The organism is uncultured Kluyvera sp. (assembly GCF_902485085.1).
Lineage (GTDB): Bacteria > Pseudomonadota > Gammaproteobacteria > Enterobacterales > Enterobacteriaceae > Kluyvera > Kluyvera ascorbata.
Window position 1 is genome coordinate 36,168 of sequence record NZ_CABTJS010000097.1, and the last position, 23,865, is coordinate 60,032.

Here is a 23,865-nt window from a genome sequence, read left to right on the forward strand (position 1 = left end):
ACTGTACAGCAAAAATAAATCTTTTTTCCCCTTAAGAAGTTGTTAAGAAATGGCGGGTGTAATAGTCCCCATACAACACAAAAGGGAGAACACATCATGAAGAAACTTGCTGCTATCGCCGCTATCCTTGCTCTGGCTTCTGCACCGGCATTGGCTGCCACTCAGGGCGGATTTTCCGGCCCGTCTACCACGACGACGCAGGCCGGCGGCTTCGTTGGCCCTAACGGCACCGTGACCACCGCGGCGAACGCCAAAACCATGCGGGATGACACCTGGGTCACGCTTCGTGGGAATATTATCGAGCGCGTCTCTGACGATCTGTATATTTTTAAAGATGCCAGCGGCACCGTAAACGTGGATATTGACCACAAACGCTGGAACGGCCAGACCATCACCCCGCAGGATGTGGTTGAAATCCAGGGCGAAGTGGATAAAGACTGGAACTCCGTTGAAATCGACGTGAAGCAGATCCGCAAAGTGAATCCGTAATCCCCCAGAGCTGCGCAAGATCGGTCAGGATTCACTGCGGCCAGGTGGGCAGAATGTCCCGCAAGGAGGCAGTGATGAGTGACTTATTAAGCGCGGCTTATTCCGAACGCCTGCGGCGCGTTTGCGACCACATTGAGCGTCATCTGGATGAGCCTCTCTCGCTTGAGGCGTTAAGCCGGATGGCGCACAGTTCGCCATTTCATTTCCATCGGCAATTTACCGCCTGGAGCGGCCTGCCGCTGTATCGCTATATCCAGTGGTTACGCCTGCGCCGCGCTTCATGGCGGCTGGCGTTTAACCCGCAGGATAAGGTTATCGATATTGCGCTGGATGCCGGGTTTCAGAACCCGGAGTCGTTCACTCGTGCCTTTAAAACCGCGTTTGGCCAAAGCCCGCGCCAGTTCCGCCAAAAACCAAACTGGGCGGCCTGGCACCAACGCGTACCTAAACTGGCATTACAGGAGCAGAACGTAATGGACGTAAAAATCGTTGAATTTCCGCATACCAACGTCGCCATGTTGACCCATCAAGGGCATCCTGATCGGGTGAACGACAGCGCGGTAACCTTTATTGAATGGCGACGCAGCACCGGGTTTTCTCCGGTGAAAAGTAGCCAAACCTACGGCATTGCCTGGCACGACCCGCAAACGACGCCGCCGGAGCAGTTTCGCTTTGATATCTGCGGCAGCGTCGCAGCACCGATACCGGAGAACGCGTTTGGCGTGGTTAACGCTGAAATCCCCGGCGGGCGCTGCGCGGTGGTGCGTCATCAGGGCTCGCTGGATTCACTGTCTGACAGCGTCTGGTATTTGTTCCGCGAGTGGCTGCCGGGCAGCGGTGAGACGCCGCGCGACTTCCCGGTCTTTTTCCAGTACCTCAACTTTGTTCATGAGGTGCCGGAACATGCGCTGCTGACGGATATTTATTTGCCGCTTCGTTAACCCGCTCTCAACCTATCTCACGGTTTGTGACTCAGACCGTGAGATAGGTTATTATCTGCGGCAATATTGCCGTCCGAACGGTCAGCATGCAGATTGAGGATCCACTGTTAATGAGCGATATGGCAGAGCGCCTTGCGCTACATGAATTTACGGAAAACGCCTACTTAAACTACTCCATGTACGTCATCATGGACCGTGCGTTGCCGTTTATTGGCGATGGCCTGAAACCGGTGCAGCGCCGCATTGTTTACGCAATGTCGGAGCTGGGGTTGAACGCCACCGCGAAATTTAAAAAATCCGCCCGTACCGTCGGTGACGTACTGGGTAAGTACCATCCGCACGGCGATAGCGCCTGTTATGAAGCGATGGTGCTGATGGCGCAGCCGTTCTCTTACCGTTACCCGTTGGTCGATGGCCAGGGGAACTGGGGGGCACCGGACGATCCGAAATCGTTCGCGGCGATGCGTTATACCGAATCCCGCCTGTCGAAATATTCCGAGCTGCTGTTAAGCGAGCTGGGGCAGGGCACGGCTGATTGGGTGCCAAACTTTGACGGCACCATGCAGGAGCCGAAAATGCTGCCTGCGCGCCTGCCTAACATCCTGCTGAACGGCACTACCGGCATCGCCGTGGGTATGGCGACGGACATCCCGCCGCACAACCTGCGTGAAGTGGCGAAAGCCGCGATTACCCTGATTGAAAAACCGCAGACCACGCTTGACGAGGTGCTGGATATCGTTCAGGGCCCGGACTACCCGACCGAGGCAGAAATCATCACCTCGCGCGCGGAAATCCGCAAAATTTACCAGAACGGCCGTGGCTCCGTGCGCATGCGAGCGGTGTGGAATAAAGAAGACGGCGCGGTGGTGATTACCGCACTGCCGCATCAGGTTTCCGGCGCTAAGGTGCTGGAACAGATCGCGGCGCAGATGCGCAATAAAAAGCTGCCGATGGTCGATGACCTGCGCGACGAATCTGACCACGAAAACCCGACTCGTCTGGTTATCGTGCCGCGCTCCAACCGCGTAGATATGGAACCGGTGATGCACCACCTGTTCGCCACCACCGATCTGGAAAAGAGCTACCGCATCAACCTGAACATGATCGGGTTGGATGGTCGCCCGGCGGTGAAAAACCTGCTGGAGATCCTCACAGAATGGCTGGCGTTCCGCCGCGACACCGTACGTCGTCGTCTGAATTACCGCCTCGAGAAAGTGCTCAAACGCCTGCATATCCTCGAAGGTTTGCTGGTGGCGTTCCTCAACATCGATGAAGTGATCGAGATTATCCGTCACGAAGATGAGCCGAAGCCGGCGCTGATGTCGCGCTTTGGCATCAGCGAAACCCAGGCGGAAGCGATCCTCGAGCTGAAATTGCGCCACCTGGCGAAGCTCGAAGAGATGAAGATCCGCGGTGAGCAGGATGATTTAGCCAAAGAGCGCGATCATCTGCAGTCGATCCTGGCATCCGAACGCAAGATGAGCAACCTGCTGAAGAAAGAGCTGCAGGCCGATGCCGAAGCCTTTGGTGACGATCGCCGTTCCCCACTGCATGAACGCGAAGAAGCGAAAGCAATGAGCGAACATGACATGCTGCCGTCTGAACCTGTCACCATCGTGCTGTCGCAGATGGGCTGGGTAGGTAGTGCGAAAGGTCATGACATCGACGCTCAGGGGCTGAACTATAAGTCTGGCGATAGCTGGAAATCGTCGGTGAAAGGCAAGAGCAACCAGCCGGTGGTGTTTGTCGATACCACTGGTCGCAGCTACGCCATCGACCCGATTACGCTGCCGTCCGCGCGCGGTCAGGGCGAGCCGTTAACCGGCAAGCTGACGCTACCGCCGGGCGCGACCGTTGAGCACATGCTGATGGAAGGCGACGATACCAAGCTGCTGATGGCGTCTGATGCGGGTTACGGCTTCCTGTGTACCTTCAATGACCTGGTGGCGCGTAACCGTGCCGGTAAAGCGCTGATTTCCCTGCCGGATAACGCTCGCGTGATGCCGCCGGTGGTCATCGAAGACGAGAGCGATATGCTGCTGGCTATCACCTCGGCGGGCCGTATGCTGATGTTCCCGCTGAGCGACCTGCCGCAGCTGTCGAAAGGTAAGGGTAACAAGATTATTAACATCCCGGCGGCGGAAGCGGCCAGCGGCGTCGATAGTCTGGCGCATCTGTATGTGCTGCCGCCGCAGAGTACGCTGACCTTCCACGTGGGCAAACGTAAGATCAAACTGCGCCCGGAAGAGCTGCAAAAAGTCACGGGTGAGCGCGGTCGTCGCGGCACCCTGATGCGTGGCCTGCAAAAAATCGATCGCATTGAGATTGATTCACCGCGGCGCGCTTCGGCGGGTGACAGCGAAGAGTAATCATCTCCCCCGTCGTCAGGCGGGGGAAAAATTACCGTGAAACCGTTGTTAATTCAGCCGTTGCGATTAACAATACCCCTTTGCAGGGGTCTGCAAGTAACAAAGCCCTGTCCGGTATATATCCTGTCGGCACCCGCCTGATCGGTAACATTCTAAGTGGTTCAGGGTTCAGAGGACGCTATGCTATTTATTTTACGTGTCATTATTGTCGTCATTTATTGCATCCTGGTATGCATCTTTGGCTGCATCTATTGCCTGTTCAGTCCGCGTAACCCAAAACACGTCGCCACCTTTGGCCATATGTTTGGCCGTATGGCGCCCGTGTTCGGTTTAAAGGTTGAAACCCGCAAACCGGCTGACGCGGAGAACTATGGCAACGCGATTTATATCGCCAACCACCAGAACAACTACGATATGGTGACGGCGGCGAACATCGTCCAGCCGCCAACCGTAACGGTCGGCAAAAAGAGCCTGGTTTGGGTTCCGTTCTTTGGTCTGCTGTACTGGCTGACTGGCAACCTGCTGATCGACCGTAATAACAAAGCGAAAGCGCACAGTACTATTGCGGAAGTGGCGGATACCTTTAAGAAACGCAAAATTTCCATCTGGATGTTCCCGGAAGGTACCCGCAGCCGTGGCCGTGGTCTGCTGCCGTTTAAAACCGGTGCGTTCCATGCGGCTATCGCCGCCGGTGTGCCAATTATCCCGGTGTGTGTGTCGAATACTTCCAATAAGATTAAACTCAATCGCTGGAATAATGGTCTGGTGATTGTGGAAATGCTGGAGCCAATCGACACCAGCGCGTGGGGTAAAGATCAGGTTCGTGACCTGGCGAAGCACTGCCGTGAAGTGATGAAGGCTAAAATCGACGAGCTGGACCAGGAAGTGGCCCAGCGTGAGTCTGCCGGTAAAAAGTAATATCCGCTGATGGCGCGGGTGAACGCTCGCGTCACATGCTGTTTTACTGTCGGGAAAATGATTTCCCACGTTTGATTTGTTCGTTTTGATGGAGCTTATATGTCACTCAGTCGGCGTCAGTTTATTCAGGCTTCGGGCGTTGCGCTTTGTGCGGGCACCGTGCCGCTGAGGGCTCAAGCCGCAGGGAAGCAGCCCGCATTGCCGGTGCCTCCGCTGCTGGAGTCTCGCCGTGGGCAACCGCTATTCCTAACGCTGCAACGTGCGCACTGGTCGTTTACCCAGGGCACGCGCGCGTCCGTCTGGGGCGTCAACGGTCGCTATCTTGGGCCGACGATCCGCGTCTGGAAGGGTGACGATGTCAAACTCATCTACAGCAACCGTCTGACTGAAAACGTCGCCATGACCGTGCGCGGCCTTCAGGTGCCGGGGCCGCTGATTGGCGGTGCGGCGCGTATGATGACGCCAAATGCCGACTGGGCGCCGGTGCTGCCGATTCGCCAGAGCGCATCAACGCTGTGGTATCAGGCCAATACGCCGAACCACATGGCGCAGCAGGTCTATAACGGCCTGGCAGGCATGTGGCTGGTGGAAGATGAGGTTAGTAAGTCTTTACCATTCCCTAACCACTACGGCGTCGACGACTTCCCGGTCATCATTCAGGATAAGCGCCTGGATAACTTTGGCGCGCCGGTGTACGACGAGCCGGGCAGCGGTGGCTTTGTTGGCGATACGTTGCTGGTCAACGGCGTACAGGGGCCGTACGTGGAAGTGTCACGCGGCTGGGTGCGCCTGCGCCTGCTGAACGCCTCTAACTCTCGTCGCTACTCGCTGCGGATGAGCGATGGTCGTGCGCTGCATGTGATTTCCAGCGATCAGGGCTTCCTGCCTGCGCCGGTCTCCACCACGCAAATCTCCCTGGCACCGGGCGAACGTCGCGAAGTGCTGGTCGATATGACCAACGGTGACGAAGCCTCGATCACCTGCGGCGAGTCAGCCAGCATCATGGAACGTATTCGCGGCTTCTTTGAACCATCGAGCATTTTGATCTCAACTCTAGTGCTGACCCTGCGTCCGACGGGGCTTCTGCCATTAGTGACCGATAACTTACCAATGCGCATACTGCCAACGGAAGTGCTCAGCGGCACGCCGATTCGCAGCCGTGACATTCTGTTGGGCGACGATCCGGGCATCAACGGCCAGCTGTGGGACCCGCAGCGTATTGATATCACCGCGCAACAGGGAACCTGGGAGCGCTGGACGGTACGCGCCGATGCGCCGCAGTCGTTCCATATTGAAGGGGTAATGTTCCAGATTCGTAACGTCAACGGCGCGACGCCGCTGCCGGAAGACCGCGGCTGGAAAGATACGGTCTGGATTGATGGCCAGGTAGAGCTGCTGGTCTATTACTCACAGCCGTCATGGCCGCACTTCCCGTTCCAGTACGCCAGCCAGACGCTGGAGCTTGCCGACCGTGGTTCTATCGGACAGATTCTGGTGAACCCGGCGCCGTAATCAAAAACCCCCGGCGTCTTTGTATCCCGGCCGAGCGCAGCGACGCCGGGACTCACACCTCGTTAAAAATTCCCACTTCATTAGTAGGGCGATCGGGCTTATAATCCCCGGCCTTTGTCTATTTTTTTGCCAATTTTTCGGAAGCAATATGAGCGCTATCTCCCTGATCCAACCGGATCGCGACCTTTTCTCCTGGCCGCAGTACTGGGCTGCCTGTTTTGGGCCGGCTCCGTTTTTGCCGATGTCACGTGAAGAGATGGATCAACTTGGCTGGGATAGCTGCGACATCATTCTGGTAACCGGCGACGCCTACGTTGACCACCCGAGCTTCGGGATGGCGATTTGTGGCCGTATGCTGGAAGCGCAGGGCTTCCGCGTGGGGATCATTGCTCAGCCGGACTGGAACAGCAAAGACGACTTTATGCGCCTGGGCAAACCGAACCTGTTCTTCGGCGTCACCGCGGGCAACATGGACTCGATGATCAACCGCTACACCGCAGACCGCAAGCTGCGCCATGACGATGCCTATACCCCAGACAACGTCGCGGGCAAACGCCCGGACCGCGCCACGCTGGTCTATACCCAGCGCTGTAAAGAGGCGTGGAAAGATGTGCCGGTCATTCTCGGCGGCATCGAAGCCAGCCTGCGTCGTACCGCGCACTATGATTACTGGTCCGATACCGTGCGCCGTTCGGTGCTGATTGACGCCAAAGCCGACATGCTGATGTTCGGCAACGGTGAGCGTCCGTTGGTTGAAGTGGCGCACCGTCTGGCGGCGGGCGAACCCATCGCGCAGATTCGCGATGTGCGTAACACGGCGATTATCGTCAAAGAAGCGCTGCCGGGCTGGTCTGGCGTCGACTCAACCCGCATCGACACCCCGGGGAAAATCGACCCGATTCCGCATCCGTACGGCGACGATCTGCCGTGTGCTGACAACAAACCGGTAGCACCGAAAAAACAGGAAGCCAAAGCCGTTACCGTGCAGCCGCCGCGCCCTAAGCCGTGGGAGAAAACCTACGTGCTGCTGCCGTCTTTTGAGAAGGTTAAAGGCGACAAGGTATTGTACGCCCATGCCTCCCGTATTCTGCACCACGAAGGAAACCCGGGCAGCGCCCGTGCGCTGATGCAAAAGCAGGGCGACCGCTATATCTGGATTAACCCGCCTGCAATTCCACTCTCCACCGAAGAGATGGACAGCGTGTTTGCGCTGCCGTACCAGCGCGTTCCGCACCCGTCATACGGTAAGGCGCGTATTCCGGCGTACGATATGATTCGTTTCTCTATCAATATCATGCGCGGCTGCTTCGGCGGCTGTTCCTTCTGCTCCATCACCGAGCATGAAGGCCGTATTATTCAGAGCCGCTCCGAAGATTCGATCATCAACGAAATCGAAGCGATTCGCGATACGGTACCGGGCTTTACCGGCATTATCTCCGACCTGGGTGGCCCAACGGCCAACATGTATATGCTGCGCTGTAAGTCGCCGCGTGCGGAGCAGACCTGTCGTCGTCTCTCCTGCGTGTACCCGGAAATCTGTTCGCATATGGATACCGACCACACGCCGACCATCAACCTGTATCGCCGCGCCCGCGACCTGAAAGGCATCAAGAAAATCCTGATTGCCTCCGGCGTGCGTTATGACCTGGCGGTGGAAGACCCGCGCTATATCAAAGAGCTGGCTACCCACCACGTGGGCGGCTATCTGAAGATTGCGCCGGAACATACCGAAGAAGGGCCGCTGTCGAAAATGATGAAGCCGGGGATGGGCAGCTATCACCGCTTTAAAGAGCTTTTCGACACTTATTCGAAGCAGGCCGGTAAAGAGCAGTATCTGATCCCGTACTTTATCTCCGCCCACCCGGGAACGCGCGATGAAGATATGGTTAACCTGGCGCTGTGGCTGAAGCAGCACCGTTTCCGTCTGGACCAGGTACAGAACTTCTACCCGTCGCCGCTGGCGAACTCGACCACCATGTATTACACCGGCAAGAACCCGCTGGGTAAAATTGGCTATAAGAGTGAAGACGTGGTGATCCCGAAAGGTGATAAGCAGCGCCGTCTGCATAAAGCGCTGCTGCGCTATCACGATCCGGCTAACTGGCCGCTGATTCGTACGGCGCTGGAGACGATGGGCAAAAAGCATCTGATCGGCAGCCGTCGTGATTGCCTGGTGCCTGCGCCGACGTTGGATGAAATGCGCGAAGCGCGTCGCCAGAACCGCAACACCCGCCCGGCGCTGACCAAGCACACGCCGGTGGCGCATCAGCGCCAGACGCCTGGTGGCATCAAAAAACGCCCTAAACCCGCGTCTCGTTGAGCTAAAAAAATACCCGGCAAATGCCGGGTATTTTATGCCTGATGGCGCTGCGCTTATCAGGCCTACTCGATGATTTGTAGGCCGGATAAGGCGTAGCCGCCATCCGGTACTCGATACAACTTAACCACCAAACTGGTCCGGGTCCGGCCCTAAACGCTTGCCCTGATCCAGCTTCGCAATTTCGCTCAGCTCATCTTTATCCAGACGGAAATCCCACACCGCAAAGTTCTCGGCGATGCGTGACGGCGTGACCGATTTCGGGATAACCACCAGGCCGCTGTCGAGGTGCCAGCGAATCACGATTTGCGCGGGGGTCTTGCCGTATTTATCCGCCAGAGCACGGATAACCTTCTGGTCAAACACCCCTTCACCGCCCTGTGCCAGCGGGCTCCAGGACTCGGTCTGGATTTTGTGCGTCGCGTTCCAGGCATTCAGCTGACGCTGCTGCATCAGCGGATGCAGCTCAATCTGGTTGATAACCGGCGCAACGCCGGTTTCATCAATCAGCCGCTGCAGGTGAGGCACCTGAAAGTTACACACGCCGATGCTCTTAATCAGCCCCTGTTTTTGCAGTTCAATCAGGCTCTTCCACGCATCGATATAATGGTCGGTTGCAGGAACCGGCCAGTGGATCAGATACAGGTCGAGATAGTCCAACTGCAGGTGCTCCAGGCTCTCCTGCAGGGCATCCGCCGCGCGGAGATGGGAGTCATTCCACAGCTTGGTGGTGATGAACAGATCCTCACGAGCAACGCCCGCGCTCTTAATTGCTTTACCGACTCCCGACTCATTTTTGTAAGCGGCGGCGGTATCAATGGAACGGTAGCCCACCTCGAGCGCTTTATGGATCGCGGTGACGACTTCCTCATTCGTGGCCTGCCATACTCCGAGGCCGAGCTGCGGCATTACATTGCCATCGTGCAGTTTAATCACGGTTGGATGTGTCATGCATTTCTCCTTTTTACGAGCTTATCGGGGCAATGCCCCGATAAGGTTTGTAAGATTAAGTCTGGTCGAAATATGCAAAAACGAAAGGTAAAGCGAGAAGCTCTTAGCGTGCAGCTTCGTAAATACGGCGGCTCACGTCCAGGGTAATATCCTGATTTTCACCGAGTTTAGTCATGCCGTGCTCTTCGAGTTTTTTCAGCAGCGCAGGGATAGAGCTGCCGTCCAGACCGTAGTCGGACAGGCGAGTTGGCACGCCCATTTGTTCGAAGAAGCTGCGGGTTGCGGCGATAGCGGCGTCGATACGCGCATCGTCAGAACCTTCGGTGATGTTCCATACGCGTTCTGCGTACTGCAGCAGTTTGGCGCGTTTGGTATCGCGTTTTTCATTCCACAGGGCAGGCAGCACGATAGCTAGCGTCTGCGCGTGATCCAGACCGTGCATTGCGGTCAGTTCGTGACCCAGCATATGGGTTGCCCAGTCCTGCGGTACGCCAGCGCCAATCAGGCCGTTCAGTGCCTGAGTGGCTGCCCACATGATGTTGGCACGTACGGCATAGTTTTCTGGTTCCTGCAGCGCTTTCGGGCCATCTTCAACCAGGGTCAGCAAAATGCCTTCCGCGAAACGATCCTGAATTTTGCCGTCAACCGGGTAAGTTACGTACTGCTCTACGGTATGAACGAATGCATCCACTACGCCGTTAGCGACCTGACGTGGAGGCAGGGTGTAGGTGTAAACCGGGTCCAGAATCGCAAACAGCGGCTGCACGTGTGGAGACATAAAGGCGCGCTTGTCACCGGTCGTTTTACGGGAGATAACGGCACCTTTGTTGGACTCGGAACCGGTCGCTGGCAGCGTCAGTACGGAACCCATAGGGATCGCGCTGTTGACGTTGCTGCCGTAGGTTTCCAGAATTTCCCACGGGTCGATGTTGGTATCGTAATGCGCGGCAGCGGCGATAAACTTGGTGCCATCCAGTACGGAACCACCGCCAACGGCCAACAGGTAGGTGACTTTCTCTTCGCGGGCAATTTTCACCGCGTTCATCAACGTCTCGTAAGATGGGTTTGGCTCAATCCCGCCGAACTCCAGCACGTCCAGACCTTGCAGTGCGCTCAGCACCTGGTCGAGCACGCCGGTTTTTTTCACGCTGCCGCCGCCGTAGGTAATCAGCACGCGAGCGTCAGCGGGGATCTGAGCGCGCAGGTTTTCGATAGCGCCTTTACCGAACAGAATGCGGGTCGGGGTATGAAGATCAAAATTAAACATTGCTCGTTCCCTATATGGTGGGTGGAAAAAGAGGGCGGTGAGGGGTCATCGCCGAATGACATCATTGTGGTCTTCGTTGTCGTACCTCTCAATGCACATTCCTGCGATTGTCTTGCCCATTTCTCCATAGCTCTGGAGAAATACGTTAAACAACGCCACAATGGCAGCGTCGGAAAAGGTATCAGGAGCCTCCGTTGATGAACCGTGAAGAGATCTGTTTGCTGCTGACAGATAAAATTAAGCAGCTGAAAAGTAACGAACAAAATCTGCGAGCCCTGCTGCCGGATATTCAGCTTATCTATGGCACTCAGCCAAGCGGGCGCACTCCGGTGATGTACCGACCGGGCATCGTGTTTCTCTTTTCCGGCTATAAGATTGGTTATATCAACGAGCGTACCTTCCGCTACGATGCCAACGAATATCTGCTGCTGACGGTACCTTTACCCTTCGAATGTGAAACTTTTGCGACTGAGGACGCGCCGCTGGCAGGATTACGGCTTGATGTCGATATTCTACAACTGCAAGAGCTGCTGATGGATATCGGTGAAGACCCGCTGTTTCATCCTTCATCGATGGCAGAAAGCGGCATCAACTCGGCGACGCTCTCAGAAGAGATTCTCTGTGCCTCCGAACGCCTGCTGGATGTGATGGAACGCCCGCTGGACGCTCGTATTCTGGGAAAACAGATTATTCGTGAAATGCTCTACCACGTGCTGACCGGACCACGCGGCGGCGCGCTGATGGCGCTGGTCAGCCGCCAGACCCATTTCAGCCAGATTAGCCGGGTGCTCAAACGCATTGAAAGCCAGTACACAGAAGCCTTAAGCGTGGACCAGCTCGCCGCCGAGGCCAATATGAGCCTGTCGGCGTTTCACCATAACTTTAAGTCGGTGACCAGCACGTCGCCGTTGCAGTACCTGAAGAGCTACCGTCTGCACAAAGCGCGGATGATGATGGTGCATGACGGGCTGAAGGCCAGCGCCGCGGCGATGCAGGTTGGATACGAAAGCGCTTCGCAGTTCAGCCGTGAGTTTAAGCGTTATTTCGGCATGACGCCGGGAGAGGATGCCGCGCGACTGCGGGGAATGTAATTCGTAGCCCGGCGTCGCTGCGCTTGGCCGGGCTACGAGATATTATGCGTCGCAATACTTCTTCTTAATCACCACAATCACCGTGCCCAGAAGCCCGGCGACCAGCAGGACAATCGGTAGAACCATCAGGAAGGTCATCACCTGATCTTCATGACGTTTCACAAACGGAATCATGCTGATGGCATAGCCTAAGCTCGTCACTACGCCCACCCACAGCAGTGCGCTCAGCCAGTTGAACACCTGGAAGCGGCGATTCGACAGGCCGGAGATACCCGCCATGGTTGGCAACAGGGTACGCACAAACGCCAGGAAACGCCCCGCCAGCAGCGCCAGCAGACCGTGACGGTCAAACATGCAGGTAGCCCGCTGATGGTATTTATCCGGCAACTGCGCCAGCCAGCCTTTCACCACGCGGGTATTGCCCAACCAACGGCCCTGAACATAGCTCAGCCAGCAGCCAAGGCTCGCCGCGGCAGTCAGAATAGCAATAGTGGGGACGTAGCCCATCACGCCCTTCGCAATGAGCGCGCCCGCCAATAGCAGGAGGCTATCGCCGGGTAAGAATGAAGCGGGAAGCAGGCCATTTTCCAGAAAAAGTGTGGCAAACATGACCAGATAAACGATCCCCACGACGTGCGGATTCGCCAGAGCAGCAAAATCGTGCTGCCAAAGCGCGGCGACAATATCTTGAATAACGACCATGAACATTCCTGTGGAACAGCGTTTTCGCTTATTGTACGCCCGAAAGATTAAGAACACCTTGATCGCGTGCGCAACTACTGAAGCCGCGCTGTCCTGATTTGCTGACAACAACGCGGAAACGGTTTACGCCGACGGTGATCTATCACTTCGGGGACCGACTGTTCTCAACATCGGTGACGCGTCTGACCGACGCATCAAAAACATTGCTAACCCGCCCGACAGCAGAAGCTGCCGGGCATAGGTATGTTACACGATGCGGGCAAATCCTGCCGCTAAATCCGCAATCAGATCGTCAACGTTTTCTAAACCGATATGGACGCGAACCAGCGTGCCGGTGAAATCGATTTTCCCTTCCGGGCGAATGCTGGCGAGTTCCGACGGTTGGTTAGCCAGAATTAACGACTCAAAGCCGCCCCAGGAGTAGGCCATGCTGAACAGCGAGAAGTTATCCAGGTAGTTCGCCAGCTCTTCATCGTTCAGGTGCTTTTTGAGCACAAAGGAGAACAGACCGCTGCTGCCGGTAAAATCACGCTTCCAGAATTCATGCCCTTTGCTGCCAGGCAGTGCAGGGTGATTTACGCGTTCAACCTGAGGCTGCTGAGCCAGCCATTCGGCCACTTTCAGGCTGCTTTCATGGTGCTGACGTAAACGCACGCCCAGCGTACGCAGGCCGCGACTGGTCATGTAGGCGGTATCCGCGTCAAGCATCTGGCCCATCAGGTAGGCGTTTTCACGCAGCTGCGGCCAGCAGCGCTCGTTAGACACCGCCGTACCCACCATCGCATCCGAATGGCCAATCAGGTATTTGGTACCGGCTTGAATAGAGATATCGATACCGAAATCGAGCGCTTTAAATAGAATCCCCGCCGCCCAGGTGTTGTCGATCATGATGATGGCTTCAGGCGCGACCCGGCGTACGGCGGCAACAATGGCCGGAATGTCGTGCACTTCCATGGTGATGGAGCCGGGGGATTCCAGGAATACGATTTTGGTGTTGGGCTTAATCAGCGCGGCAATCCCTTCGCCGATCATTGGGTCAAACCAGCTGGTGGTCACGCCCAGCTTGCCGAGAATTTTGGTGCAGAAGTCCTGGCTTGGCTCATAGGCGGTGTTGGTCATCAGCACGTTATCGCCTTGTTCAACAAATGCCAGAATCGTATTGGCTACCGCTGCCGCACCGCAGGGGAAGAGGGCGCAGCCGGCGCCACCTTCCAGCTCACACATTGCTTCCTGCAATGAGAAGTGGGTGAGGGTACCGCGACGGCCATAGAACAGTTCGCCGTTGGCGCGGTTGTGGGTCGCATGTTTTTTGGCGGCGACCGTGTCGAACACCAGCGAAGAGGCGCGCTGAATGACGCTGTTCACCGATCCCTGGGTGTATTTTTTGCTGCGTCCGGCGTTAACCAGCGCGGTATCGAGGTGCTTGTCTGCCATTTTTGTCTGCCTATTTTTATACGTCTGGATGGCTAAATTAACACGATTGCACGCGGGATCTACCGTTTAGTGCGCGAACAGCAGAAAATTTTGCCAAAAAACGGGCGGAAAACTTTTTTACTGCGTAAGCGCAAGGAAAATAAGTGTGATTTGGGTCAATATGTAAATACTAATGAGAACTACTATCAATTCGACGATGTTTTGATATTATTGTTCCCAGAATTTGTGATTTACGTCCTGGAGATACACAGTGGGTAATAATTTGATGCAGGCGGATCTCTCCGTTTGGGGTATGTATCATCATGCCGACATCGTGGTTAAAGTAGTCATGATTGGCTTGATACTGGCATCCGTCGTCACCTGGGCTATTTTCTTCAGCAAAGGTGCAGAGCTTATCTCCCATAAGCGCCGCCTCAAGCGCGAACAAAAACTGTTAGGCGATGCACGTTCCCTGAATCAGGCAAATGAAATTGCGGCCGCTTTTGATGCCCGTAGCCTGAGCACTCAGTTAATCAACGAAGCGCAGAACGAACTGGAGCTCTCTGCGGGTTCGGAAGATAACGAAGGTATTAAAGAACGTACCGGCTTCCGTCTGGAGCGTCGTGTGGCAGCTGTGGGTCGTCATATGGGCCGTGGTAACGGCTTCCTGGCGACCATCGGTGCTATCTCCCCGTTCGTCGGCCTGTTTGGTACCGTATGGGGTATCATGAACAGCTTCATCGGTATCGCCCAGACCCAGACCACTAACCTGGCGGTCGTCGCTCCTGGTATCGCGGAAGCGCTGCTGGCAACGGCAATTGGCCTGTTCGCTGCGATTCCAGCGGTGGTTATCTATAACATCTTCGCGCGTCTGATTGGTGGCTTTAAAGCCAACCTGAGCGACGTTGCGGCGCAGGTTCTGCTGCTGCAAAGCCGTGACCTGGACCTCAGCGCCAGCGGCGTACACCCGGTGCGTACCGCCCAGAAATTACGAGTAGGTTAACGCCCCATGGCAATGCGTCTTAATGAAAATCTGGACGATAATGGCGAAATGCATGATATCAACGTGACGCCGTTTATCGATGTCATGTTGGTACTGCTGATTATCTTCATGGTTGCCGCCCCGCTGGCCACCGTGGATGTCAAAGTGAATTTGCCAGCCTCGTCTAGCCAACCGCAGCCTCGCCCGGATAAACCAGTCTATCTGTCGGTGAAGGCGGACAAATCAATGTTCCTCGGTAACGATCCGATTACCGACGACAACATGGTGACGGCAATTGACGCGCTGACGGAAGGCAAAAAAGATACCACTATCTTCTTCCGTGCGGACAAAACCGTGGACTATGAGACGATGATGAAGGTCATGGATACTCTGCATCAGGCAGGCTATCTGAAAATTGGCCTGGTCGGTGAAGAGACCGTCGCGAAAAAATAAGTATCCCGGATGGCGCGTTCTGCGCCATCCGTTATTATTCCCTCAGTAATATAATATTTCCCTTAAGTCTTATATATTCCAATCCTCTGTTAAATGTTATTAAGCATAGCTTAATAGTGGCGATATATTTTTAACAACTTGCTGGCTAGCTATAAATAACCCCTCTACGCTTAATTCTGAACGCTAACAATAATATGACGTGAAATAACACCTGCGCAGGCGGAATATATCATGGCAATAATGACGTTATGGCAAGCCGATGGCGTGCCTCGGGATCTGTTCTCTTTATCCTCTATTCGCCGTAGAGCCGACCGGCTGCTGATGGCGCTCGCCTGGGTGATGTGGGGCGTATCGTTGGGCGTGGGAGCGATGAATGGCAACCTCAGTCTGGCGCTGCTGGTGGCCACATTGCTTGCGGTTCTCGGCACGCTCATGACGCTACTTTTTCCCGGTAAGCTCATTACGCGTCTGGTGTACGCGTTTATTATGATGGCCTATTCTGCGCTGCTAATTCAGCTTGGAGATGGCGAAACCGAATACCACTTCTCGGTATTTGTCCTACTGTCCGCATTGTTGGCGTGGCGAGACTGGCGGCCATTAATTATGGGGGCTGCCGTTATTGCCGTGCATCATCTGGTGTTTAACTATTTGCAAGAGTATGGCCTGTTTAATATTACTGTCTTTATGCATACCGGGTTGGAAATGGTGATAATGCATGGACTATACGTTGTCGCGCAGACGATATTCCTCGTGCTGCTGGCGGTGCGGATGGAGCAGGATGCCCGCTCGGCTAGCGAAGTGGCGAAGCTAGCCTCGGTTATCAACCGAGAGACGGGGTATCTGACCCTTGAGCGCGACAGCAAAACCAGCAGCTCCCCGTTTGCCCGCACCTTTAGCCTGACGCTGGATGCGATGCGTAATACGCTTGAGCAAGTGAGCGGCAACGTTTCGCAGCTGATTGAAGCCTCGCAAACGCTCCTCCAGCGCAATACCGCACTTTCTGAACGCACGGATAACCAGGCGCGATCGTTAGCCGTCACCGCCAGCGCCATGGAGCAGCTCGCCGGGGCGGCCTCGCTCACCAGCGAGAAGGCCAGCGAGGCGCGGACGCTGGCGGAACAGGCGAGCGGCGTGGCGCAGGAGGGCGGGGAAAATATTCGCTCGGCGATGGCCTCAATGGCACATATCCGCGATGAGTCGCTGAAAATTAACGGTATTCTTGAGCTTATTGACGGCATTGCCTTCCAGACCAACATTCTGTCGCTGAACGCATCCGTTGAGGCGGCGCGGGCGGGCGCGCACGGCAAAGGCTTCGCGGTGGTGGCTGCCGAAGTACGTACGCTGGCGCTACGTTGTGAAGAAGCCGCGCGCGATATTCGCCAGATGATTGCCACCTCCGTCGAGCGCACCCATCAGGGCGCGGAGCAGGTTGAACGAGCGGGGAAAACGATGGAGTCAATTATCCACAATATCGACAGCCTGCAATCCTGCGTTGACGTGCTGTTCTCAATGAGCGACCAGCAGAAAACCAGCGTGCTGCAGATGAAAGGCAGCATTGCCACAATTGATGCCAGCGTGCAGGAGAACGTACAGCATGTGGCGCAGACGATTCAGGTGGCCCAGCAACAGCAGCACCATACCGGTGAACTGAAGTCGGCGATCTCTGTGTTCCGGCTGGTTTAAGGTCACAAAAATGAAAGCGGTATGACAAATCATCCAGTTGTGTGACAGCTTCCGCAGTTGCCAGAAAACGTAATACCAGTACGAAAAATGACAATAGGATTGTCTTAGGCATCCTCCTACATTGAAGCCTCTTCAATTCCGGAGGACATTCTCGTGGCAAATGACAACAAATTGTCTATCGCAGAAAAGCTGGGATATGGCATGGGCGATGCCGCTTGCGGTATCGTCTACTCTTCTGTAACGATGTTTTTAACCTGGTTTTATACAGATATTTATGGCCTCTCCGCGGCGGCGGTTGGGGTGATGTTTCTGGTGACTCGCGTTCTTGATGCTATCACCGACCCGCTGACCGGCATTGTCGCCGACCGGGTTAAAACCCGATGGGGCCACTTCCGCCCGTGGCTAATCTGGTTTGCTATTCCTTACGCCGTGTTGGCGGTGATGACCTTTACCACGCCGGCTTTCGGCGCATCAGGTAAACTGGTTTACGCCTACCTGACCTATACCCTGCTGATGCTGTGTTACACCTTTATCAACATTCCTTACTGCGCGCTGGGTGGGGTGATCACGCGCGATGAAAAAGATCGTCTGTCGGCACAGTCCTATCGCTTTACGATTTCCTCTATTGCCGGGCTGATGGTCTCCGTTGCGACGCTGTTCCTGGTCGATTATCTGGGCAAAGAGGATAAGCAGTTCGGCTTCCAGGCCACCATGGGCATCATGGGATTGATTGCCATTGTGATGCTCGCATTTTGCTTTTTCTCGACTAAAGAGCGCGTGGCGCCTGCGGTTGAGCAGCAGGGCAGTATTCGTGAAGATCTGCGTTCGCTGTTAGCAAACGATCAGTGGCGGATCGTGGCGATCATTACCTTCTTCTCCAGTATGGCGGGCGTGATGCGCAGTGCAGCCACGCTCTATTACGCCACCTATCTGATGATGGGGGGCGTGGAGTCGGCGGCGGGCACGGCGATGAAATCGGCCTTTGTCTCGACAAGCGTCGTCGGCACCATTATCGGCAGTATCGCCGCGGGCTGGCTGGCGAAGCGTTATCGCGCAGTATCACTGTTTAAAAACATTAACCTGCTGCTGGTCGCAGTAGGCGTAGTGATGTTCTTCGTACCACCGACCTGGCTGCCGGTCGTGTTCCCGCTCTATTTCCTCGTCGGCTTCTTCCACCAGATGTACCAACCTTTTAAGTGGAACATGATGGCCAACGCCGCCGACTACGGCGAGTGGAAGTTTGGTCGCCGTATTACCGGGCTCTCTTATTCTGGCAACCTGTTTGCGCTGAAAATGGGGATGGCGGTTGCGGGCGCGGTGGTAGGATTCTCGCTGGGGCTGTTTGGCTATCAGGCGGGCGTGAGTGAACAAACGCCGATGGCGACAATGGGCATCGTTGGGCTCCTGACCCTCGGGCCATCACTCTCTTACCTGGTGCTGTGGTGGTTGTCACGCTTCTATAAGCTCGACGACCAGAAAATGGCGGCAATTCAACGTGACCTCTCCGCTCGTCAACAGGCAGGGGTACCAGCGACAACCGCAGAGCCGCAAGCGGTTGACGGCGAATTGAGTAAAGCCTGAGGAGAGTGAGATGACGCAATCTGAGTATCAGAACCCGATTTTGTGCGCGGACTATTCCGACCCGGATATCGTCCGAGTTGGGGACGACTTTTTTATGGTCTCTTCCAGCTTTAACCATATGCCCGCGCTGCCGATTCTGCATTCAACGGACCTGATCAACTGGCAGATTATTAACCACGTCTTTGATGCGCTGCCGCTGCCCGGCTATGACGAATATCAGCCGGGAAAAGGTGTATGGGCCCCATCAATTCGCTGGCATGACAACAAGCTATGGGTGTTTTTCAGCACGCCGGATGAGGGAATTTTCATGTGTCAGACCGACGATCCCTGGGGAACATGGAGCGTACCGTACTGCGTGCAACCGGCGAAAGGCTGGATTGATCCTTGTCCATTCTGGGACGACAACGGTGACGCCTGGCTGGTGCATGCCTTTGCTCATAGCCGCAGCGGCATCAAGCACAAGCTTCAGTTGTTTGCCATGTCCCCGGATGGGACTTCTCTGCTTGGCGAAGGTCGTATCATTTATGACGGTAGCTGCGATCAGCCGACGCTGGAAGGGCCGAAGGTCTACAAGCGCGACGGGTGGTATTACATTTTCGCCCCGGCGGGCAGCGTGGAGACAGGCTGGGAAACTGTGCTGCGCGCCCGCAGTATGGCCGGCCCGTGGGAGGCCAGAAATGTGTTGTTCCAGGGCGATACACCGGTGAATGGCCCGCATCAGGGCGGTTGGGTGGAACTGGATGACGGCGAATGCTGGTTTGTGCATTTCCAGGATGCGCACCTCTACGGACGTATTGTCCACCTGCAGCCGATGCGCTGGGAACAGGACGGTTGGCCACGTATCGGTGAGCCGATGGGTGGTGAAGGGGAAGGTCAGCCAGTGATGCGCTGGCCGCGCCCGGCAAGCCTGCCGCCATCGGCACGACGCTTGCCGCAAACCGATGACGATTTTGCGCGAGGCGTGCCTGGTTTACAGTGGCAGTGGCAGGCGAACCCTAATCCTGGTTGGCTGTTGCCGGGAAGTCATCAACTGAATTTACGCTGTTATCCGCTGGTGCAGACTGAGGGTAAAAGTAATCTTTACTGGCAACCGAATCTGCTTTTGCAAAAATTCCCGGCGTGGCAGTTTACTGCCCGAACGGCGTTGACGCTAAACGCAGCGGGAAATGGCGATAGCGGCGGCCTGATTATTTACGGTGAGCGCTACGCGGCGCTGCTGCTTGAAAAGCAGGGCGGATATCATCAGTTACTTTGGGTCACTGGCTGGATGAGCGATGCCGGCGTGGTGCGCGAAAGCCGTCGGGTCATTGCGCAGATAAATAGCGCATCGTGCGCGTTTAGTGTTAGCGTCACCCACGGAGGCATTTGCAGTTTCGCCTGGTGTGAACAAGGGGGAATCTGGCAGCCGGTGACGCCAGTCTTTGCGGCGGGAAAAGGTAAGTGGGTCGGCGCGAAAATCGGGCTAGTGGCGCTTGCGCTTGAGGCGGATTCACCGCAGGGGTCTTGTGCTTTTGACTATTTCGCGACGGATATCACCGGCTGAACGGGAGGCTTTTCGTCTTCTTTATCCAGTTTAAGGATGACGTTTGAGGTGCGGTAATCACCATCCGCGAGGCCGCGGCTGATTTCAAGCGTTGCGGTTTCGCGGCTCAGCACATGCTGATAGCAGGATTCTGTGTGGGCGAGAATTTTATCGCGCAGGTGCGGGTAACGTTCCATCACTTCGCAAAGGGCTGCGCCAAAGATCTCTTCTTTGACCTGATAGGCATAAATCTCGCGGCGGTTTTTCCACTTCATTTTGACCAGCGCGGCGGTGAGCGGGACGGAAGGGCTGGAGATACGCCGACCCTCAGCGCTTTTTTCGTCGCGCAGCGCCTGAAGGTTACGCTGAAGAAGCGTCTCATCGCTTATCTGTGGGCTTAACGATATATTAGCCTGATTAACATCGACAAGTTTCATACTTACTTATCCGTTAAATTATAAAACAGCGGTGTGACTTTTTCCTGCGTCATTAAATTAAGCCAAATTTCATTGCCATTATCATTTATCTCCTGGGTTTTTAACTCAATAATTTGACTTAACTCCAGTGAAGAGATCTCTCCCTGAACAACCAGGTTATTTAGCATAAGGGCAAAGGCTTCAATTTTCGCGACGCGATATAATCTATCCTTTATATGACGGTCACGCTCTTCCAGCAATGGGTTACGTGATTGGCCACCGCTTATCAATATCTCATCCTGCCAGTCTGCAAGGGTAGCCTTCTTCGGCTCTGCCTGCGTGCTGGCCTTCATATCCTGCGGCTCAGCCTCTATGGCTGGGATACAGAAACGGGCTGGGATAAGGGTTTCAGCAATCATATACCTGTCATCTTTCGAGGGGCTGGAAAGTGTTTTTTATTATAGTGAGGTTCGTTGACATTATCATGGCGCACTTTTAAAATCAAAAAAAGTGGAGAAAACCATGAGCGGTATTATTTATTTTGTGATGGTGTTACTGCTACTCACCGGCGTTATTTTAATTTTTCTGTATGGTCAAAATAACGAGTCATCCGATACCAATAATGAAACCGTTACCCCTTTGGCCCCTGCGCCGCTCAGCAAAGATGAAGGTGAAAACCATTTTGCCAGCTTGATGAGCAGCATCACTCCCGTGTGGTATTGGCGTATTAATCATGAGTATATCGACTTTCTGCAATCAACCATTAAGCGGATGTCGATAGACGAATTAAAAGAAACCCCAGGGCTGTTTGAAGCGCAGGATCGCTGCCGTAATCTGAACGGGGCGGTTTATGAATATTATGATGAAATCAAACGCCGCTGCCTGAAAGGCGAGCGCGTTGCGCCGGTTGATCCGGTGGTACAGAGTTTAAAACAGTGCTATCAGGAGTTCGCCAACGAAGCCTATCCGGAGCTGGTGGGGCTGGTGTGGCCAGACTATCAGCGACCGTTTATTCGTCCTCATGATGTGTGAATACATCTGTTGTTATGATGTTGCATAGTTGCGATATACTAGGTCGAATTTGACTGACGAACAGGACGCTATGGAACGTTTTCTGGAAAATGCGATGTACGCATCGCGATGGATTCTGGCCCCGGTATACTTTGGCCTTTCGCTGGCGCTGCTGGCATTATCTCTGAAGTTTTTTCAGGAGATTTTTCACGTATTGCCGAACATTTTCAGCATGGCAGAAGCTGACCTTATTCTGATGCTGCTGTCGTTGGTGGATATGACGCTGGTTGGTGGCCTGCTGGTAATGGTGATGTTTTCGGGCTATGAAAACTTTGTGTCGCAGCTGGATATCAGCGAGCACAAAGAGAAGCTTAACTGGCTGGGCAAAATGGATGCCACCTCGTTGAAAAACAAGGTCGCAGCATCGATTGTCGCCATTTCCTCTATTCACCTGCTGCGCGTGTTTATGGACGCCAAAAACGTGCCGGACAACAAGCTGATGTGGTATGTCATTATCCACCTGACGTTTGTACTGTCGGCGTTTGTGATGGGTTATCTCGATAGCCTGACTCGCGGGAAAAAATAACGATATAAATACCTTATCCGGTACGTTTGTAGGCCGGATAAGGCATCGCCGCCATTCGGCAATGTGCGCCGGGCTGCCTGATGGCGCTACGCTTATCAGGCCTACATGTTCATACTTTTACTTATCTGACGACGCCTGCCACAGATTCAACTGCCCATCTGCAACATGCTTATCAATCTGCGCCAGCTCTTCTGCCGAGAAGCTCAAGTTTTCCAGTGCCTTCACGTTCTCTTCAATTTGCTCCGGGCGACTCGCGCCAATCAGCACGGAGGTCACGCGACGGTCTTTCAGCAGCCAGCTTAGCGCCATCTGCGCCATCGACTGACCGCGCTGCTGCGCCATGTCGTTCAGCAAACGCAGGCTGTTGAGATTGCTCTCGCTCAGCATCTTCTCCGTCAGACCGCGCGCTTTTTTGCCTTCCGTCTGCATGCGAGAACCTTCCGGAATACCGTTCAGGTATTTGCCGGTCAGCAGCCCCTGCGCGAGAGGAGTAAAGGCAATACAGCCCACGCCGTTTTGCTCAAGCGTATCCAGCAGGCCGCTCTTATCCACCCAGCGGTTCAGCAGGTTGTAAGATGGCTGATGAATTAACAGCGGAATTTTCCACTCACGCAGCAGTTCCACCATCGCCTGAGTACGTTCGGAAGAATAAGAAGAGATACCGACGTAAAGCGCTTTACCGCTCTGCACCGCCTGCGCTAATGCCGCCGCGGTCTCTTCCATCGGTGTTTTCTCATCAACGCGGTGGGAATAGAAGATATCAACGTACTCTAGCCCCATACGCTGCAGGCTTTGATCGAGGCTCGCCAGCAGATATTTACGTGAACCGCCGGAGCCGTATGGCCCAGGCCACATATCGTAACCGGCCTTGGTGGAGATAATCAGTTCGTCACGATAGCCCGCAAAATCCTCTCGTAGCAGGCGGCCAAAGTTTTCCTCTGCGCTGCCCGGCGGCGGCCCATAGTTATTCGCAAGGTCGAAATGGGTTATACCGCAGTCGAAGGCTTTGCGCAGCAGGGCACGCTGGCCGTCGAGGGCGCTGATATGGCCGAAACTGTGCCATAGGCCGAGGGACAGTGCAGGAAGCTGCAACCCGCTGCGGCCGCAGTAGCGATACTGCATCTGTTCGTAACGGGCTGGGTTTGCTTGCCAGGCCATAAGGTCTCCTTCTCTTTTTATTTTGAAACACTGTTCCTAGCGTACTTATTTTTGTGATTAATGCCCGTTGTGCCGATCACATTGTCGGGGTTGGGATGAAAAAGACGCGCTTTATTCCTCTTAGGGGGTAGCCCTTAAATAGCGCTACCATCGCTCAAAAAATCGCTATATAATTTTATATATAACGATTGAGGGCGTAGAGATGGATAACCATTTTGGCAAAGGGTTAATTGCGGGACTGAAGGCACCTTATGCCGACAGCGCGCAGAAGGTCATCGGTTTTTGCACCGACTATAAGCGTGGCTTTGTGCTGGGTTTTTCGCACCGTATGTTTGAGAAAACCGGCGATCGCCAGCTGAGTGCCTGGGAGGCGGGCGTGTTGACGCGCCGCTACGGGCTGGATAAAGAGATGGTGATGGATTTCTTTAAAGAGCACGATTCCAGCACCACCGTTCGCTACTTTATGGCGGGCTACCGGCTGGAAGGTCAATAAAACCGGGTGC

General features: G+C 54.9%; 22 protein-coding genes. 15 read left to right on the forward strand and 7 right to left on the reverse strand.

Features of this window, described 5'->3' with window-relative positions; translation table 11 throughout:
- The first annotated feature begins 96 nt into the window (after nucleotides 1-96).
- The 6 genes from RDN66_RS11850 (at nucleotide 97) to RDN66_RS11875 (ending at nucleotide 8,549) form a co-directional block, all read left to right on the forward strand.
- Complete coding sequence (locus RDN66_RS11850) at nucleotides 97-489, forward strand: YgiW/YdeI family stress tolerance OB fold protein (RefSeq protein ID WP_035896950.1); 393 nt, start codon at nucleotides 97-99, stop codon at nucleotides 487-489.
- Nucleotides 490-563: 74 nt separating this feature from the next.
- Nucleotides 564-1,430: a GyrI-like domain-containing protein gene (locus RDN66_RS11855; RefSeq protein ID WP_202217173.1), complete on the forward strand. Its 867-nt coding sequence runs from the start codon at nucleotides 564-566 to the stop codon at nucleotides 1,428-1,430.
- Between the two features lie 110 nt (nucleotides 1,431-1,540).
- Nucleotides 1,541-3,799 carry a DNA topoisomerase IV subunit A gene (gene parC / locus RDN66_RS11860; RefSeq protein WP_308537870.1) on the forward strand — a complete coding sequence of 753 codons (2,259 nt, stop codon included), beginning with the start codon at nucleotides 1,541-1,543 and terminating at the stop codon, nucleotides 3,797-3,799.
- 180 nt (nucleotides 3,800-3,979) lie between these two features.
- A complete protein-coding gene (gene plsC, locus RDN66_RS11865) occupies nucleotides 3,980-4,717 on the forward strand; it encodes a 1-acylglycerol-3-phosphate O-acyltransferase (protein ID WP_035897533.1) in 738 nt (245 codons plus the stop codon).
- A 99-nt stretch (nucleotides 4,718-4,816) separates the two neighbouring features.
- Nucleotides 4,817-6,229, forward strand: coding sequence for a cell division protein FtsP (ftsP, locus tag RDN66_RS11870; protein WP_035897532.1), 1,413 nt, complete (start codon nucleotides 4,817-4,819; stop codon nucleotides 6,227-6,229).
- Between the two features lie 148 nt (nucleotides 6,230-6,377).
- A complete protein-coding gene (locus RDN66_RS11875) occupies nucleotides 6,378-8,549 on the forward strand; it encodes a YgiQ family radical SAM protein (protein ID WP_123652370.1) in 2,172 nt (723 codons plus the stop codon).
- Nucleotides 8,550-8,669: 120 nt separating this feature from the next.
- On the opposite strand, the gene dkgA is transcribed toward RDN66_RS11875, so the two are convergent.
- Nucleotides 8,670-9,497 carry a 2,5-didehydrogluconate reductase DkgA gene (gene dkgA, locus RDN66_RS11880; protein WP_123652371.1) on the reverse strand — a complete coding sequence of 276 codons (828 nt, stop codon included), beginning with the start codon at nucleotides 9,495-9,497 and terminating at the stop codon, nucleotides 8,670-8,672.
- A 103-nt stretch (nucleotides 9,498-9,600) separates the two neighbouring features.
- On the reverse strand, nucleotides 9,601-10,764 hold the full coding sequence (gene yqhD, locus RDN66_RS11885) for an alcohol dehydrogenase (RefSeq protein WP_123652372.1): 1,164 nt from the start codon (nucleotides 10,762-10,764) through the stop codon (nucleotides 9,601-9,603).
- A gap of 197 nt (nucleotides 10,765-10,961) precedes the next feature.
- Between yqhD and RDN66_RS11890 the strand changes: the two genes are divergently transcribed.
- Entirely contained in the window at nucleotides 10,962-11,855 is an 894-nt protein-coding gene (locus tag RDN66_RS11890) for an AraC family transcriptional regulator (RefSeq protein ID WP_035892087.1), read from the forward strand.
- A gap of 42 nt (nucleotides 11,856-11,897) precedes the next feature.
- Here RDN66_RS11890 and yghB read toward each other — a convergent pair whose 3' ends face one another.
- Both yghB and metC read right to left on the reverse strand, forming a co-directional pair.
- Nucleotides 11,898-12,557 carry a DedA family general envelope maintenance protein YghB gene (gene yghB, locus RDN66_RS11895; protein WP_035892085.1) on the reverse strand — a complete coding sequence of 220 codons (660 nt, stop codon included), beginning with the start codon at nucleotides 12,555-12,557 and terminating at the stop codon, nucleotides 11,898-11,900.
- 246 nt (nucleotides 12,558-12,803) lie between these two features.
- The gene (gene metC, locus RDN66_RS11900) at nucleotides 12,804-13,991 is read right to left on the reverse strand and encodes a cystathionine beta-lyase (protein WP_202217175.1); all 1,188 of its coding nucleotides are present in this window, start codon (nucleotides 13,989-13,991) and stop codon (nucleotides 12,804-12,806) included.
- A gap of 250 nt (nucleotides 13,992-14,241) precedes the next feature.
- Between metC and exbB the strand changes: the two genes are divergently transcribed.
- The 5 genes from exbB to RDN66_RS11925 all read left to right on the forward strand — a co-directional run bounded on the left by exbB (nucleotide 14,242) and on the right by RDN66_RS11925 (nucleotide 20,212).
- Nucleotides 14,242-14,973 carry a tol-pal system-associated acyl-CoA thioesterase gene (exbB, locus tag RDN66_RS11905; RefSeq protein ID WP_035892083.1) on the forward strand — a complete coding sequence of 244 codons (732 nt, stop codon included), beginning with the start codon at nucleotides 14,242-14,244 and terminating at the stop codon, nucleotides 14,971-14,973.
- A gap of 6 nt (nucleotides 14,974-14,979) precedes the next feature.
- A complete protein-coding gene (gene exbD / locus RDN66_RS11910) occupies nucleotides 14,980-15,405 on the forward strand; it encodes a TonB system transport protein ExbD (RefSeq protein WP_035892082.1) in 426 nt (141 codons plus the stop codon).
- A gap of 231 nt (nucleotides 15,406-15,636) precedes the next feature.
- Entirely contained in the window at nucleotides 15,637-17,088 is a 1,452-nt protein-coding gene (locus tag RDN66_RS11915) for a methyl-accepting chemotaxis protein (protein WP_202217176.1), read from the forward strand.
- A gap of 201 nt (nucleotides 17,089-17,289) precedes the next feature.
- The gene (locus RDN66_RS11920) at nucleotides 17,290-18,669 is read left to right on the forward strand and encodes a glycoside-pentoside-hexuronide (GPH):cation symporter (RefSeq protein ID WP_373995155.1); all 1,380 of its coding nucleotides are present in this window, start codon (nucleotides 17,290-17,292) and stop codon (nucleotides 18,667-18,669) included.
- A gap of 10 nt (nucleotides 18,670-18,679) precedes the next feature.
- Entirely contained in the window at nucleotides 18,680-20,212 is a 1,533-nt protein-coding gene (locus RDN66_RS11925; protein WP_202217177.1) for a glycoside hydrolase 43 family protein, read from the forward strand.
- Here RDN66_RS11925 and RDN66_RS11930 read toward each other — a convergent pair.
- Entirely contained in the window at nucleotides 20,185-20,628 is a 444-nt protein-coding gene (locus tag RDN66_RS11930; RefSeq protein ID WP_051910718.1) for a hypothetical protein, read from the reverse strand. The two genes, RDN66_RS11925 and RDN66_RS11930, sit on opposite strands and share 28 nt — an antisense overlap.
- A 2-nt stretch (nucleotides 20,629-20,630) precedes the next feature.
- Nucleotides 20,631-21,026: a hypothetical protein gene (locus RDN66_RS11935; protein WP_202217178.1), complete on the reverse strand. Its 396-nt coding sequence runs from the start codon at nucleotides 21,024-21,026 to the stop codon at nucleotides 20,631-20,633.
- Nucleotides 21,027-21,129: 103 nt separating this feature from the next.
- Between RDN66_RS11935 and RDN66_RS11940 the strand changes: the two genes are divergently transcribed.
- Both RDN66_RS11940 and RDN66_RS11945 read left to right on the forward strand, forming a co-directional pair.
- The gene (locus tag RDN66_RS11940; RefSeq protein ID WP_035892077.1) at nucleotides 21,130-21,639 is read left to right on the forward strand and encodes an ESA_00282 family adhesion-associated protein; all 510 of its coding nucleotides are present in this window, start codon (nucleotides 21,130-21,132) and stop codon (nucleotides 21,637-21,639) included.
- A gap of 70 nt (nucleotides 21,640-21,709) precedes the next feature.
- Nucleotides 21,710-22,204, forward strand: coding sequence for a TIGR00645 family protein (locus RDN66_RS11945; protein WP_035892075.1), 495 nt, complete (start codon nucleotides 21,710-21,712; stop codon nucleotides 22,202-22,204).
- 117 nt (nucleotides 22,205-22,321) lie between these two features.
- Here the strand turns inward: RDN66_RS11945 and RDN66_RS11950 are convergent, their stop codons facing one another.
- On the reverse strand, nucleotides 22,322-23,362 hold the full coding sequence (locus RDN66_RS11950) for an aldo/keto reductase (protein ID WP_123652377.1): 1,041 nt from the start codon (nucleotides 23,360-23,362) through the stop codon (nucleotides 22,322-22,324).
- A 202-nt stretch (nucleotides 23,363-23,564) separates the two neighbouring features.
- On the opposite strand from RDN66_RS11950, the gene RDN66_RS11955 reads away from it, so the two are divergent.
- Nucleotides 23,565-23,855: a DUF2623 family protein gene (locus tag RDN66_RS11955; protein ID WP_035892073.1), complete on the forward strand. Its 291-nt coding sequence runs from the start codon at nucleotides 23,565-23,567 to the stop codon at nucleotides 23,853-23,855.
- Nucleotides 23,856-23,865: the final 10 nt, after the last annotated feature.